The 14322-nt window shown below is 71.9% G+C and carries 13 protein-coding genes; 6 read left to right on the top strand and 7 right to left on the bottom strand.

Annotated features, from left to right (window positions below; all coding sequences use genetic code 11):
* The 3 genes from ACFQO7_RS35040 to ACFQO7_RS35050 all read left to right on the top strand — a co-directional run.
* A partial coding sequence (locus tag ACFQO7_RS35040) for a glycoside hydrolase family 48 protein (RefSeq protein ID WP_376810423.1) occupies positions 1–2757 on the top strand: 2757 nt, incomplete at its 5' end.
* Positions 2758–2907: 150 nt separating this feature from the next.
* Positions 2908–3621, top strand: a complete 714-nt coding sequence (locus tag ACFQO7_RS35045) for a DUF4240 domain-containing protein (RefSeq protein ID WP_376810424.1) — start codon at positions 2908–2910, stop codon at positions 3619–3621.
* Between the two features lie 172 nt (positions 3622–3793).
* On the top strand, positions 3794–4090 hold the full coding sequence (locus tag ACFQO7_RS35050) for a glycine zipper domain-containing protein (RefSeq protein ID WP_376810425.1): 297 nt from the start codon (positions 3794–3796) through the stop codon (positions 4088–4090).
* A 96-nt stretch (positions 4091–4186) separates the two neighbouring features.
* Here ACFQO7_RS35050 and ACFQO7_RS35055 read toward each other — a convergent pair whose 3' ends face one another.
* Positions 4187–6298 (bottom strand): alpha-galactosidase, encoded by a 2112-nt coding sequence (locus tag ACFQO7_RS35055; protein WP_376810426.1) that lies wholly within the window; start codon positions 6296–6298, stop codon positions 4187–4189.
* Between the two features lie 72 nt (positions 6299–6370).
* Positions 6371–7129 carry a GNAT family N-acetyltransferase gene (locus ACFQO7_RS35060; protein ID WP_376810427.1) on the bottom strand — a complete coding sequence of 253 codons (759 nt, stop codon included), beginning with the start codon at positions 7127–7129 and terminating at the stop codon, positions 6371–6373.
* A 55-nt stretch (positions 7130–7184) separates the two neighbouring features.
* Between ACFQO7_RS35060 and ACFQO7_RS35065 the strand changes: the two genes are divergently transcribed.
* A complete protein-coding gene (locus ACFQO7_RS35065) occupies positions 7185–7919 on the top strand; it encodes a DUF72 domain-containing protein (RefSeq protein WP_376810428.1) in 735 nt (244 codons plus the stop codon).
* A 200-nt stretch (positions 7920–8119) separates the two neighbouring features.
* Here the strand turns inward: ACFQO7_RS35065 and ACFQO7_RS35070 are convergent, their stop codons facing one another.
* From ACFQO7_RS35070 to ACFQO7_RS35080, 3 genes are all read right to left on the bottom strand, one after another.
* Complete coding sequence (locus ACFQO7_RS35070) at positions 8120–8758, bottom strand: hemerythrin domain-containing protein (protein ID WP_376810429.1); 639 nt, start codon at positions 8756–8758, stop codon at positions 8120–8122.
* A 214-nt stretch (positions 8759–8972) separates the two neighbouring features.
* Positions 8973–9443 (bottom strand): hypothetical protein, encoded by a 471-nt coding sequence (locus tag ACFQO7_RS35075; RefSeq protein WP_376810430.1) that lies wholly within the window; start codon positions 9441–9443, stop codon positions 8973–8975.
* A 61-nt stretch (positions 9444–9504) separates the two neighbouring features.
* Positions 9505–10656, bottom strand: coding sequence for a site-2 protease family protein (locus ACFQO7_RS35080; protein WP_376810431.1), 1152 nt, complete (start codon positions 10654–10656; stop codon positions 9505–9507).
* 119 nt (positions 10657–10775) lie between these two features.
* Here ACFQO7_RS35080 and ACFQO7_RS35085 point away from each other — a divergent pair, with 119 nt between their 5' ends.
* The gene (locus ACFQO7_RS35085) at positions 10776–11744 is read left to right on the top strand and encodes a CapA family protein (protein ID WP_376810432.1); all 969 of its coding nucleotides are present in this window, start codon (positions 10776–10778) and stop codon (positions 11742–11744) included.
* Between the two features lie 68 nt (positions 11745–11812).
* On the top strand, positions 11813–11992 hold the full coding sequence (locus ACFQO7_RS35090) for a hypothetical protein (protein WP_203690742.1): 180 nt from the start codon (positions 11813–11815) through the stop codon (positions 11990–11992).
* A 68-nt stretch (positions 11993–12060) separates the two neighbouring features.
* On the opposite strand, the gene ACFQO7_RS35095 is transcribed toward ACFQO7_RS35090, so the two are convergent.
* Positions 12061–12825, bottom strand: a complete 765-nt coding sequence (locus ACFQO7_RS35095; RefSeq protein WP_376810433.1) for a nucleotidyltransferase domain-containing protein — start codon at positions 12823–12825, stop codon at positions 12061–12063.
* Entirely contained in the window at positions 12822–14318 is a 1497-nt protein-coding gene (locus tag ACFQO7_RS35100) for an outer membrane protein assembly factor BamB family protein (RefSeq protein ID WP_376810434.1), read from the bottom strand. Before ACFQO7_RS35100 ends, ACFQO7_RS35095 begins: the two co-directional genes overlap by 4 nt.
* Positions 14319–14322: the final 4 nt, after the last annotated feature.

Below are 14322 nucleotides of genomic sequence, written 5' to 3' on the forward strand. Positions count from 1 at the left end.
GTGTCGTCGGGCGCCAGCCTGACGTTCACGTCGAGCAACTGGAACACCAACCAGATCGTGACCCTCGCGGCCGCGGAGGACTCCGACACCAGCAACGGCACCCGGCCGTTCACGGTCGCCGCCAGTGGTCTGACGTCGGTGACGGTCAACGCCACCGAGGCCGACAACGACTCGGTCACGCCGCAGTCCCTGGTGGTGTCGGCGAGCGGCGTCACGGTGCCCGAGGGCGGCACGGCGACGTACACCGTGCGCCTGGCCGCGCAGCCGTCCGGCAACGTGACGGTGACCAACACGGCCGGCTCCGGTGACACCAGCATCACGGTGTCGTCGGGTGCGAGCCTGACGTTCACCACGAGCAACTGGAGCACCCCCCAGACGGTGACCCTGGCCGCCGCCGAGGACAGCGACACGACCAACGGCACCCGGCCGATCACCGTCGCGTCCAGTGGGCTGACCTCGGTCAGCGTGACCGCGACCGAGGCCGACAACGACACCACCACCACGCAGTCCCTGGTGGTCACGCCGACCAGCGTGAGCGTGCCCGAGGGCTCGACCGCCGTGTACGCCGTGCGCCTGGCGATCCAGCCGAGCGGCAACGTCACCGTCACGAACACCGCGGGTTCCGGTGACACCAGCATCACGGTGTCGTCGGGCGCGAGCCTGACGTTCACCACGAGCAACTGGAACACCACGCAGAACGTCACCCTGGCGGCTGCGCAGGACTCCGACAGCACCAACGGCGCCCGGCCGATCACGGTCGCGTCCAGCGGGCTGACCTCGGTGACCGTCACCGCGACCGAGGTCGATGACGAGAACACCGCCAACGCCTACATCACCGAGTTCACGACCCAGTACAACAAGCTCAAGGACCCGGCCAACGGCTACTTCTCGCCGGAGGGCATCCCGTACCACACCATCGAGACGCTGCTCGTCGAGGCGCCGGACCACGGCCACGAGACGACGTCGGAGGCGTTCAGTTTCTGGATCTGGATGGAGGCCCAGTACGGCCGGGTCACCGGCAACTGGACCCCGTTCAACAACGCCTGGAACATCACCGAGCAGTACATCATCCCGTCCGCGGCCGCCCAGCCGGGGCAGAGCACGTACAACCCGAGCGACCCGGCCGACTACGCGCCCGAGGCGCTGCAGCCCAACGGCTACCCGGTGCCGCTGAGCACCAGCGTGGTCGCCGGCCAGGACCCGCTGGCCAACGAGCTGCAGAGCACGTACGGCAACCGCAACATCTACGGCATGCACTGGCTGCTGGACGTCGACGACGTGTACAAGTACGGCACCGGCCGGACCGGCGCCGAGTGCGGCGACAGCACCCAGCGCGTCACCTACATCAACACGTTCCAGCGCGGGCCGCAGGAGTCCACCTGGGAGACGGTTGCGCACCCGTCCTGTGACACGGGCCGGTTCGCGAACTTCCCGTCGCTGTTCATCCAGGGCTCGGGCACCAACCAGTGGCGCTACACCAATGCCCCGGACGCCGACGCGCGTGCCGTCGAGGCCGCGTACTGGGCGCTGCAGTGGGCCACGGCCCAGGGCAACCAGTCGCAGATCTCGGCCACCATCGCCAAGGCCGCCAAGATGGGCGACTTCCTGCGGTACGCGATGTACGACAAGTACTTCAAGACCCCGGGCTGCACCTCCACCTCCTGCACGCCGGGCAGTGGCAAGAGCAGCAGCAACTACCTGATGTCGTGGTACTACGCCTGGGGCGGCGACATCGGCGGGGCGTGGTCGTGGCGCATCGGCTCCAGCCACAACCACCAGGGCTACCAGAACCCGCTGGCGGCGTACGTGCTCGGCTCGTCGGGCCCGTCGGCGCTGCGCCCGCTGTCGCCGACGGCGGCGGCCGACTGGGACATCAGTCTCACCCGCCAGCTGGACTTCTACCTCTGGCTGCAGTCGGCCGAGGGCGCCATCGCCGGTGGCGCGACGAACAGCTGGAACGGCAACTACTCGGCTCCTCCCGCCGGCACGCCGACGTTCTACGGCATGGCGTACGACGTGAAGCCGGTCTACCACGACCCGCCGAGCAACCAGTGGTTCGGCTTCCAGGCGTGGTCGCTGCACCGGGTGGCGGAGCTGTACTACGTCACCGGCAACGCCAAGGCCAAGCAGATCCTCGACAAGTGGGTCGCCTGGGCGATCGCGAACACCACGCTCGGCTCGGGTTCGACGTTCACCATCCCCGGTGACATGACCTGGTCGGGCCAGCCGTCCGGCAACTTCAGCGGCGGCGGCACCCCGGCGGCCAACCCCGGCCTGCACGTCACGGTGTCCAAGACCAGCAACGACGTCGGCGTCGCGGCGGCCTACGCCCGTACGCTGACCTACTACGCGGCCAAGGAGAACGGCTCGACCCTGGGCAACTCCGCCAAGGCGACCGCGAAGGGCCTGCTGGACCGGATGATCCTGCTCAAGGCGAACGACACCAAGGGCATCGTGGTGCCCGAGGTCCGCGAGGACTACAACCGGTTCGACGACGTGTGGAACTCCACCACGCAGACCGGCATGTACGTCCCGTCGGGCTTCAGCGGCATGATGGGCACCGGCGTGCCGATCAACTCCAGCTCGACCTTCATGTCCGTCCGGCCGTTCTACGCCACCGACCCGGCCTGGCCCGCGGTCCAGGCGTACATGAACGGCACCGGCCCGGCGCCCACCTTCACCTACCACCGCTTCTGGGCGCAGTCCGACATCGCCATGGCCTTCGCCGACTACGGCAGCCTGTTCCCCGCAGGCTGACCCCCTCCACCCCGGGCGGGTCACCCCGACCCGCCCGGGCCCTCGTTTCCGCTGATCATGAACTTATGGCACGGCTCGACGGCGTGTCGCCGCCCTGGCACCGTGATCGATATCGGTGCCGGGGTCGGACCGTCGGACGGATGTGGGAGAGTGCCTGCCGTGGATGTGGGGGAGTTCTGGGGGCTCATCGAGCGTGCGGTGCGGGAGGAACCCGGCCGGGCGCGCCGTGCCGGCTGGATCCAGGGGCAGCTCGCGGCCCGTGAGGTCGAGGAGATCCTGGATTTCGAGGCGCACCTGGACGACGCGTCCGACCGGGCGATGACCTGGCTGATGTGGGGCGCGGCCTACCGCATCTTCGGCGGCTGCTCCGACGACGGCTTCTGCTACTTCCGCACCTGGCTGATGAGCCTGGGCCGGGACGCCTTCGAGCGCCTGGTCGACGACCCCGACGCGCTGGCCCGCGAGCCGCAGGTCCGCGCCCTGGCCGGTCGCGAGCGCGCCGACTGGCGCGCGGACGAGTGGCCGGAATGGGAGGAGCTCAACTACGCCGCCTCCGAAGCCTTCGAGGGCGTACGCGGCCACGGCGCCAACATCTACCGCGCCGTCGAGGAGCACCGGCGCGAGCCCCGGCTGCAGACCCTGCAGGACGAGCACTGGAACTTCGACGACCCGGCCGAGACGGCCCGCCGCCTGCCCGACCTCGCCCGGATCTTCCCGCACCTGCCGTCCGAACCGCTGCCGCCGATGCCCCTGCCGCCCATGGCGGCGGACGCCACCCGGTCCGAGCCGTCAGACCAGACGGAGTCCGGCGGTCCCATCCCGGAGATTCCCGGGCAGCTCGCGATCCCCGGCCTGCCGGAGTGACCCGCCTGCCGGAGTGACCCGCCCGGCGTCCGGATCCCGGGCCCACTCGCCGAGTCCCGCCCGCGGGCGGCGGCGTGGCCCGTCGGTGCGCGGGTTGCCGGCGTCTGACATGGTTCGGTGCGAGCCGGGTATGTGGTGCCCCGACCGGATGCGTAGGACGAGGGAGGCGAACATGGCGGACGGCAGGGAACCGGACAGGCCGGTGGGGGATCCGGCCGGCGGTGCGGACAAGCCCGCGGAAGGTCCGGCTGACGGTGCGGGCAGCGGCGGGCCCGACGCCGAGGGTGGCAACGACGGCGACAAGGAGTCGGGCAGCACCCTGGCCCTGGGCATAGCGCTCGGCGCGGGCATCGGCACGGCGCTGGGCCTGGCGCTGGACAACCTCGCCCTGGGCATCGGCATGGGCATCGCGGTCGGCGTGGCGCTCGGAGTCGGCATCCAGGCCCAGCGCCGCCGGCAGAAGCCCTGACCCCGGCCGAGCCCTTCGGGTGATCATGAACTTATGGCAGCGACACGCCGTCGAGCCGTGCCATAAGTTCATGATCAACGTGGTGGGGTGGGCGGGTCAGGGCTCGCGGTGGAGTTCGAGGACGAACGCCTCGGCGGGGCGCAGGGGCGGGGCGAGCAGGCCGTGGGCGGCGAGGGCCGCGCCGGTCAGGACCAGGTCCGGCTGCCAGGGGCGGCCGTGCAGGTGCGGGCCGGGTAGTTCGGGCAGCAGGGACACCCGGTAGGCCGCGTCGGGGTCCAGGCCGGGCAGTCGCAGCCGGGTCGCGCCGTCGCGGGCGCTCGAACCCAGCTGGGCGTACGCGAACAGCGCGTGCCCGCCGTCCGCCGCCACCACGCCGTGCAGGTAGGCCGTCGGGTCGGGGTGGTCGGCGCGAACCGTGCGTCCGGTGTGGAGCAGGCCGCGCAGCCGCCGGTACGCCGCGATCCAGGAACGCAACGCGGCCCGCTCGTCGGCGGTGCAGGCGGTGATGTCCCACTCGATACCCGCGTGGCCGAACAGCGCGGTGGCGCAGCGGAACGCCAGCGACGTCGCGCGGCCGTTGGTGTGCGAGACGGGCGGGCCGACGTGGCAGCCGACCAGTTCCGGGGGCAGCAGCAGGCCGGTCCAGCGCTGGATGTGCTGGCGCTCCAGCGGGTCGTTGTTGTCCGAACCCCACACCCGGTCGGTTCGGGCGAGCACGCCCAGGTCGACGCGGCTGCCACCGGACGAGCACGACTCGATCTCCAGGCCGGGGTGCCGCTCGCGCAGCGCGTCGAGCAGCCGGTACACGGCGTCGGTCTGTGCGTGCACCCCGGCCGCGCCGCCGTGCACCGCCTCGACCAGGTCCCGGTTGTGGTCCCACTTCAGGTACGCCGGGCGGTACTCGGCGACCAGCGCGTCGAGCCGCTCCAGCAGGTACGCGAAGACCTCGGGGCGGGCCACGTCGAGCACGTGCTGCCAGCGCTGCTCCTCGGGCAGCCGGCCGGGGGCGGCCAGCACCCAGTCGGGGTGCTGCTCGGCCAGCCGAGAGCGGGGGTTGACCATCTCCGGCTCGACCCACAGCCCGAACTGCATTCCGAGGCGGGTCACCTCGTCCACGAGCGGGTGCAGGCCGTCGGGCCACACGTCCGGGTCGACGTGCCAGTCGCCGAGGCCCGCCCTGTCGTCGCGGCGGCCGAGGAACCAGCCGTCGTCGAGCACGAAGCGCTCCACGCCCAGCTCGGCGGCGGTGCGCGCGAGCTCGGTCAGCTTGCCGAGGTCGTGGTCGAAGTAGACGGCCTCCCAGGTGTTCAGGGTCAGCGGCCGCGGCGAGACGGGGTGCGAAGGCCGAGCCCGCAGCCAGCCGTGCACGGCCGCGGACAGCCCGTCCAGGCCTGCCGCCGAGTACGCGAAGTGCGCCCACGGGCCGGTGTACGTCTCGCCCTCGGCCAGCCGTACCTCGCCGGGTTCGAGCAGCTCGCCGCCGCCGAGCACGCCGTCGCGGTCGGGCAGGCGCTGGGCCAGGTGCTGGTGGTCGCCGGACCAGCCGACGTGCACGCCCCACACCTCGCCGGTGCGCCAGCCGAACCCGGGCGTGCCCGCCGTGAACAGCGACGGCGCGCCGAAGCCGGTGCGGCCGCGCCGGCTCTCGTGCGCGATGGTCTGGTCGCCGAACGCGCTGCGCTGCGGGGCGCGCTCACGTGACCAGCGGCCGGTGAAGTCGAGCACCTCGGCGGCCTGGGCGGGCACCGGGAGCAGGCAGAGCAGGCTGTCCAGGTGCCAGACGCCCGGGGCGGTGCTGGTCACGGCGTGGCGCTGGCGGACCAGGCCCTGCGGCGTCAGCTCCAGCTCGGTGCGTACCGCGATGCCCGCGACCTCGTCGTGCGACAGGGCGGTGACCGTACCCCCGCCGGCCGGGTCGACCGCGACCGTGACCGGCGCGGACAGCGTGAGCCGCAGGTGGCCGGGGCCGCCGTCGCGGTGGCCGGTCAGCCCGGGGCGGCCGGCCCAGCGGTCGTACTGGGTGGGCAGCAGCGCCGCGGTCGGCGGCAGCGCGTTGCCGCCCGCGTCCTGCGCGGCGGCCAGCTGGTCGAGCGGGGTCTCGCCGAGATCGGCGCCCCAGTGCAGCACCCGGGGCAGGCCGGGCCCGGCCACGTCGAGCACCAGCGACACCCCCGCGGCGCGCAGCGCCACCAGCTCCGAACCACCCACGGAATTCCACCCGTTCCAACGAAATCCAACATCACCGGACGGCGTCGAGAGTAGGAGCCGCGGCGGGACTCGTCAACGAGCGGTGAAGGTGAACTCGCCGTACTCGGCCGCCGTCGTGAAGCCGAGCCCGGCGTACAGCGAGCGGGCCGCGCCGTTGCCGGCCAGCACGTTCAGCGTCACGTGATCGACGGTGTCCAGCAGCCGCCGGCACAGCGCCGACACCGCGCCCCTGGCCAGGCCCTCGCCCCGGGCCCGCGGATGCGTGGTGACGTTGCCCAGCGCCGCCACCCGGTACTTCGGCGACCACACGTGCACGCCCGCCACCGCCAGCAGCTCGCCGTCGCGGCGCACCCCGACGTACTGCCCGGTCTCCAGCATCCGCGCGTCGAACCAGTTGCCGGGATACGCCACCTCGTACAGCGCCAGCAGCTCGGGCAGGTCGGCGGCGGTCAGCACGTCGCCGAGCGGGTCGGCGAGCGCGCCGGGGTCGGTCAGCGCCAGCTTCAGGTGCGGGCCGCCGGGCACGGCGTCGAACTGCGCGGCCAGCACCCGCTCGGCCCCCGGCGACAGGTGGGCGTAGAAGCGCCGCGGCAGCAGCGGGACCAGCCCCGCCAGCAGCGTGTGCGAGCTCTGCGGGCGGTCGTCGAAGGCGAGCAGCACGGGCAGGCCGCCGCCGTGGTACACCAGCGCGACCGCGTCGCCGTCGCGATACCAGGTCGTGTACGGCCAGAAGAAGTCGTCCAGGTCGCCGAGCTGGTACGCGTGCAGCGCCGGAGCGCCGCCCAGCAGCCGCGCCAGCTCGTCCCGATCGTGCACACCCGTCACCGCCACCGCTTGATGATCACACGCGGGTTTGCCGGGCCCCGCTTCGGGTGACGAGACAACCGTGATCCTCGTCGGCACCTCCGGCTGGCAGTACGCCGACTGGCGCGGCCCGTTCTACCCGCCCGGCCTGCCGCAGCGGCTCTGGCTGCGGCACTACGCCGAGCACTTCCCGACCGTCGAGGTGAACAGCGTCTTCTACCGCCTGCCGCCCCGCGACACGTTCGCCGCCTGGCACGACCAGCTTCCCGACGGCTTCGTCATGGCGGTCAAGATGAGCCGGTACCTCACCCACGTCAAACGCCTGCGCGATCCGCGCGAGCCCGTCGACCGCTTCCTCGCCGTCACCGCCGCCCTGGCCGACCACCTGGGCCCGGTGCTCCTCCAGCTCCCACCGACCCTGCCCGCCGACCCCGAGGCCCTGGCGGCGGTCCTGCGCTGCTTCCCGCCGCACCTCCGCGTCGCCGTCGAGCCCCGCCACCGCTCCTGGTGGACCGACGAGACCCGGTCCGTCCTCGAACACCACCACGCGGCCCTGTGCTGGGCCGACCGCCTCGGCCGCCCGATCACCCCGCTCTGGCGCACCACCGACTTCGCCTACCTCCGCCTCCACGAGGGCCGCGCCACCCCTCGCCCGCGCTACGGCCGAGCAGCCCTCACCACCTGGCTAACCCGCCTCACCACCACGTTCCCGGCGTCCGCCCCGGCCTACGTCTACTTCAACAACGACCCCCACGCCGCCGCCGTCTCCAACGCTCAGTTCATGCAAGGAAGGGCACCTTCACATCGCTCCGCGTAGAGGAAGGGCACCTTCTTAACCGTGTCTGTGTGCTGAGCAGCCGCTGTGTCGGCGATCGAGGCAGGGGATCAACCAGCCGCCACATGCGAACCAGCCGGGGTGCAGGCTCCAGGCGGCGGCACAGCCGAAGGCCGACTTCGGCGGCAAACAGCGCCGCCGCCCCGCACCGCGGGCGCGGTCGGGGCGGCGGCCGGTCGGGCTCAGGCCTTGGCGCTGCTCAGGGACAGCGGATCCGAGGGGGCCTTGCTCTTGGCGGCCTCCATCTTCGCGCCCAGCTCCTTGAGGTCACCGCGGCTCATCGCCTTGCGGACCTCCGGGAACCACTCCTGCTCCTCCTCCTTGACGTGGTGGCGGACGTTCTCCATCAGCACCATCATCTTGGCGTCGAAGCGCTCGTCGCGCGGGTCGGTGTTCTTCAGCTCGTTCAGCATCCAGGCCACCACGTGGTGCTCCTCGACGCTCTCCAGGACGTGCTCGCCGGTCTCCGGCGCGGCCTTGCGCGCCGTCGGGTAGAACAGGCTCTCCTCGATGTACGCGTGTGTGGTCAGCTCGGCGATCACCTGGTCGACGATCTTTCGCTTCTTTGCGTACGCCGATTCCCCGGCCTTCTCGAACTCCTTGAACAGCTTCTCGACCACCTTGTGGTCGTCCTTGAGCATCGTGATCGCGTCCTGTCCCACGGCCGCCGCCGGCATGGACTTCTTGCCCTGCGGGGTCTTGGCGGCCGCCTTGGGCGAGGTCTTCGCCGTGCTCTTGACCGCCGTCTTCGTCGCCTTGGTGGCCTTCTTCGCCGCGGTCGTGGCCTTGCGCCGGGTGGTGCTGCTCGCGGTCTGGCTCATACTTTCCTCCCAAAGGTCCGACAGTTCCTTCGCAGCCACATCTACCCGATAAGAGGCGGCCTTAGTCGTCGATCCGCCACTCTCGTGGAATCGGCGGCGTGGCCGCTGCCCGCGAAGGAGCAATGTCGACGCCAGGAGCGCGCGGTGGGCCTCGACGCCGCATGGCGGAAGACCGGCGCGGATCAGGCGGGACGGGGCGGAGCGACGGGTCCCGTCAGACCGCGACGGCCGTCAGGGCTCCCGCCGGAACCGGGGCGAGCTTGCGCAGCGGCTCCCACAGCTGCGGCAGTAGCCGGGTGGCGGCCGCGACGGTGGCATCGGTGTCGGCGAGCATCGCGAGGTGGCGGCAGGCGTGCGCGGCGACGGCGTCCACGTCCACGGAGGCGGGGCTGGGCGCGAGCGGGTGCGGTCCGGAGGTCATCGCGTCGAGCCGCACCGGACGGGTGTGCCGGGGGTCCAGGTCGGGCAGGGCCGCGTACGTCAGCACGACCGCTCCCTGCTCGACCCGCCATGAGGTCGAGTGCAGCAGGCCGCCCTCGGTGCACGGCGATAGGCCCGCCAGCAGGCGCGCGACGTCGTCCGGGTGCGCCCCGTCGGTGACCGGGCTGCTGCGGCGGCGGTAGCGCAGGCCGCCGTCCTGCACGGAGAGCAGGAGGGCTTCGACGACGACACCGGGTGACGACACGTTCCGCAAGGTATCCGCTGTTGCCATGAATGTGCAACAAGCGCAACAAGGTGCCCTTCCTCTACCCAGAGCGATGTGAAGGTGCCCTTCCTTCGGTCAGGGTGTGGAGGTCGATGGTGCGGGAGAGGTCGGCGGAGGTGAGGAGGCCGACGAGGAGGCCCTGGGAGATGACGAGGCAGGGGAGGCGGGTGGCGGCGACGCGGCGGGCGGCTTCTTCGAGGGGGTCGTCGGGGGACAGGACGGTGAGGCGGTCCAGGGGGAAGCGGACGTCGCGCAGGGTCTTGCCGGCGCGCTGGGCGGGGGACAGGCGGGCCAGAGAGAAGAGGGTGACCAGGCCGGCGGGGCGGCCGTCGGGGTCGAGCACGGGGTAGGCGTCGGCGGGGCGGTGGGACGCGGCGACGGTGATGAAGTCGGCGAGGCGCTGGGTCACGTAGCCGGCCACGGGCGGCGGTGGGGTCATCGCGTCGCGGACCAGGACTCCGGACAGAGCGGAGCGCAGGCGCGCGTCGGCCTGCTCGGCCTGGCCCGCGAACAGCAGGAACCAGCCGAGCAGCACCAGCCACAGGCCGCCGATGTCGGCCAGCCACAGCACCTGCAGCGTGCCGCCCGCGATCATCAGGATGCTCACGACCATGCCCGCCCGCGCGGCCGTACGGGCGGCGAAGGCCCGGTCGCCGCGCCACCACCACAGCGCCGCGCGCAGCACCCGGCCGCCGTCCAGGGGCGCGCCGGGCAGCAGGTTGAACACCGCCAGCACCGCGTTGACCAGCGCCAGCCAGGCCAAGGCGACCCAGGCCAGCGGGGCCAGCCCGGTCAGGTACAGCCCGCCGGCGGCCGCGCCGAACAGGGCCGCCGCGCCGAGGCTGGCCAGCGGGCCGGCGAGCGCCACGAGCAGGTCCGCGCGGGCGTGCGGCGGTTCGGACTCCAGCTCGGCCATGCCGCCGAGCAGCCACAGCGTGATCCGGCGCACGCTCACCCCGTAGTGACGGGCGACGATGGCGTGGCTCAGCTCGTGGGCGAGCAGCGAGCCGAGGAACAGCACGGTGACGGCGAGGGCGACGATCCAGTACGCCCCGGTGGAGCCGCCCGGCGCGCCCGCGGGCAGCACGGCGGTCGCCAGCCCCTGGCCCAGCAGGAGCATGATCAGCAGCACCGACCAGTGCACGCCGACCGGGATGCCGGCGATGGTGCCCAACCGCAGAGTGGGTCGCATGGGCGTCCTCCTGTGCCCCATCATCCCTCGCCGCGCCCGCTGTCGGGAATCTTGTCGGAACGGCCGGATTTCGCCCGGCAAACCGGCCCACAAGATCGCCGGAGGAGCACAATGAGGGCGTGAAGCTCGTCCTGGCGGGGGACACGATGCTCGGCCGCTCCGTGGCGGACCGGCTCACCCTCGGGCACGCCGCGTACGAGGAGATCTTCGCCGAACAGGTGCGGCAGCTCACCGCCGCGGCGGACCTGTGCGTGGTCAATCTGGAGTGCTGCATCTCGGAGCGCGGCGAGCCGTGGCCCGCGCCGGGCAAGCCGTTCTTCTTCCGCGCCCCGCCCCGGGCCGCGGGTCTGCTGGCCTGGCTGGGCGTCGACTGCGTGACCCTGGCCAACAACCACGCCCTGGACTTCGGCCCTCTCGCGCTCGCCGACACCCTCGAGCACCTGGACCGGGCCGGGGTCGCCGTGGTCGGCGCGGGTCCCGACCAGGCCAGGGCGCGGGCGTGGCGACTGCTGGAGGCGGGCGGCGTACGCCTCGGCGTGCTCGGCGTGACCGACCACCCGCAGGACTTCGCGGCCACCGAGGACGGACCCGGAGTCGCCTTCGCCGACCTGCGCCACGGCGTGCCGGACTGGCTGGCCGAGCTGGTCGCCGAGATGGCCGCGCAGGTCGACGTCGCGCTGGTGACCCCGCACTGGGGCCCGAACATGACCAGCGGCCCGGTCGGGCACGTGCGGCAGGCCGCGACGCAGCTGCTCGCCGCCGGCGCGACCCTGGTCGCCGGGCACTCGGCGCACGTGTTCCACGGCGTGCACGGGCCGGTGCTGTACGACCTGGGCGACTTCGTCGACGACTACGCCGTCGACCCCGGCCTGCGCAACGACCTCGGGCTGCTGTTCGAGGTGACCGTCGACGAACTCGGGCCGGTGTCGGTGGAGGCGGTGCCGCTGGCGCTGGACTTCACCCGGACCCGGTTGGCGATGCCGCACGAGGCGGAGTGGATCGGCTGGCGGTTCGGCAAGGCCTGCGCGGAACTGGGCACCCAGGTCACCACCACCGAGCAGGGCCGGTTGCTGGTGGCACTGCGCTGAGGTTTGCGCTCATGCGCATGTGGACATCCCAGTGTCAGTCAACCCCTACTGACATAACTGGAGTCACGATGTTCGCCATCATCGCCGCGATCTGCTTCGGGCTCGCCCTGCTGCTGGACCTGCTCGGCGAGGGCGTCGAGCCGCTGTTCACCGTCGGCACGCTGTCCCTGCTGGGCTTCCTGTTCATCGCCCTGCACCTGGCCGGCTTCGCCACCGCCGTGCGCGGCCGCAACTGGCGCCGCCGGTAACCCGCCCTACGGGCCCATGAACGCCCGCCTGCGCCGGTCAGGGGCGCAGGCGGGCCCTTTTGTGCCCGTCAGCGGGCGGCGAGGCGGGCCCGCACGATCAGGTCGTGCAGCGCGTCGTAGGCGGTCGGCGCGGGCGGCAGCGCGGTCGTCGCCTTGGCCTCGGTCAGCTGCTCGCGCAGCCGGACCGTGTCGGCGAGGATCTGCTCCGGGCCGGGCAGCCCTTCGTCGACGCCGAGCCGCCGGTGCTCGCCCTGCCGCTTGGCCGCGATCAGATCCGGCACGTACGGCAGTTTCGCGTCCTCGTGCAGCAGGTTCAGGTCGGCCACCACCTTGCCGGTGCGCATCAGGTGCAGGCCGGTCGCCAGCACCCGCAGCAGGTACAGCGCGGGTTTGAGCTCGCCGGTCTTCGCGAACAGCTTCTCCGACGAGATCGAGAAGCCGAGGTAGTGGTCGGCGTAGCCCGCGTTCAGGCAGCCCGGCACCAGCGACAGCAGCTCGGCGTGCAGCGGTGTGGTGCGCACCACCAGCGGCGAGGTGACCTGCTCCAGCACGTCGCCGCTGCGGCCGAGCAGCAGCGTGGCGCACTTGGTCAGGTCGTGGGTGACCAGGTCCAGCTCCACGCCGTGCCGGTCGCCGATGTGGTTGATCGTCGCCGGGCCCTGCCGCAGCCCGGCCAGCTCCGTGACCGGCAGCAGGTGCGCCCCGCGCAGGTCCACATCGGAGTCCACCGAGGCGAAGCCGTACAGGTGCGCGCCGCTGACGGTCGCGAAGACCAGCGGGTACGGCTGCTCGTCGGCGACCTGGCCGGTCCAGTCCGGGATCGTGACCGTCATCGCAGCGCGAGGGCGTGCAGCTGCCCGGCCCGGGTGCCGACGTAGATCACGCCGTTCCAGACCGCGGGCGTCGACTCGATGCACGCGCCGGGCTTGACCTTCCACAGCGGCTTCGGCGCGACCGAGGTGTCGGCGACGTCGAACGCGTACAGCCAGCCCGCGTTGCAGTCACCGATGATCAGCACGTCGTCGATGATGACCGGCGAGCCGTGGCCCATCCCGGGCACGTGGTGCCGCCAGCGCACCTTGCCCGTCTCCCGGTCCACGCCGACCAGGTCCATGGCGTGCGTGCCGAAGATGACGATGTCCTTGTGCAGGGCCGCGGTGCTGTACGTGCCGCCGTTGCGCTCGTCGATCTTCCAGACCAGCGGGTCGTTCGGCTTGCTCGGGTCGAGTTTCATCAGCTGCCCGACGGTCTTGGACCGGGCGTTCTTCTTCTCGTACTCCGAGCCGACGTACAGCATGCCCTGCTCGTCGGAGACGATCGAGCCGTCGGTGTCGTCACCGGTCCAGAAGCGCAGCACCCGCTTGGGCTTCTGCCCGCTCTTCAGGCCGCTGATGTCCCAGCCCTGCACCAGCCCGGCCGAGTTAGCGAAGTAGATCGTGTTGCCGGAGACGTTGACCGAGTTCTCCACCGAGAACGTCTTGTGCCCGGCCTCCTTGATCAGCTTGTCGTCCCAGCTCGGGGTGTTCCAGATCAGCTTCGGCTTGACGGTCACCTTGCCGTTGCTGTCGTAGCCCCGGTTGAGCTTCACGATGTGGAACTGGCTGTTCTCGCCACCCTCGAACAGGTAGTCGTCGATGATGATCGCCGAGCTGTCCCAGTCGTTGTTCCACAGCGTCGGCTTCACCGCGTACGCCGACAGCTTCCACAGCTCCTTGGGCTTGTCGCCGTCGATCGCGATGATGCGGAAGTAGTCGTCGCGCGAACCCGTGTACACCAGCGGGAAGCCGTCCGGGTCGATGGTCACCGAGCCCTTGATGATGTCGTTGGTGGTGAAGTCGGGCAGCAGCCGCTCGCCGGTGGTCGCGTCGAGGAAGTGCACCTTGCCGTCGTACGCCCCGAACACCAGCCAGGTCTTGCCCTCGCGCTCGAACACCGCGGGCTGGCCGGTCCAGCCCATGCCGCACCAGATGCGCTCGCCGTGCTCGTCGACCGACGGCCGGCACATGTTGCCCGACTTCGGGAAGCGCCACAGCTCCTCGGGCTTGGTCTTCGGCATCGGCCCGGAGCCGTGGAACGTGCGCGTCGGGTTGCCCCGGAACGTCAACAGCCCCGGCACCTTGTCGCCCCACGGCTTGCCGGCCGAGGCGGGGTCGTGCCAGCCGCTGAACGCGGCCGGGGCCGGTTCGGGCGCGCCCGAACCCGACGGCGCAGCCGAACTCGGCGACACGAACGCCGGGTCGTCGGGGGCGGAGTCGCAGGCGGCGACAGCGGTGGCGAGGAGCGCGGCACAGAGCAGCGCGAGGCGGCGGCCGAGGGGTCGGGTCACCGGG

It is taken from the genome of Catellatospora aurea (assembly GCF_042663325.1).
Classification (GTDB): domain Bacteria; phylum Actinomycetota; class Actinomycetes; order Mycobacteriales; family Micromonosporaceae; genus Catellatospora; species Catellatospora aurea.

Bases quoted from the DNA above. Each gene is read 5' to 3' on its own strand.
- ACFQO7_RS35050 (WP_376810425.1), top strand. From the start codon at position 3,794: ATGGCGGACGGCAGGGAACCGGACAGGCCGGTGGGGGATCCGGCCGGC.
- ACFQO7_RS35070 (WP_376810429.1), bottom strand. From the start codon at position 8,758: ATGAGCCAGACCGCGAGCAGCACCACCCGGCGCAAGGCCACGACCGCG.
- ACFQO7_RS35090 (WP_203690742.1), top strand. From the start codon at position 11,813: ATGTTCGCCATCATCGCCGCGATCTGCTTCGGGCTCGCCCTGCTGCTG.
- ACFQO7_RS35080 (WP_376810431.1), bottom strand. From the start codon at position 10,656: ATGCGACCCACTCTGCGGTTGGGCACCATCGCCGGCATCCCGGTCGGC.
- ACFQO7_RS35095 (WP_376810433.1), bottom strand. From the start codon at position 12,825: ATGACGGTCACGATCCCGGACTGGACCGGCCAGGTCGCCGACGAGCAG.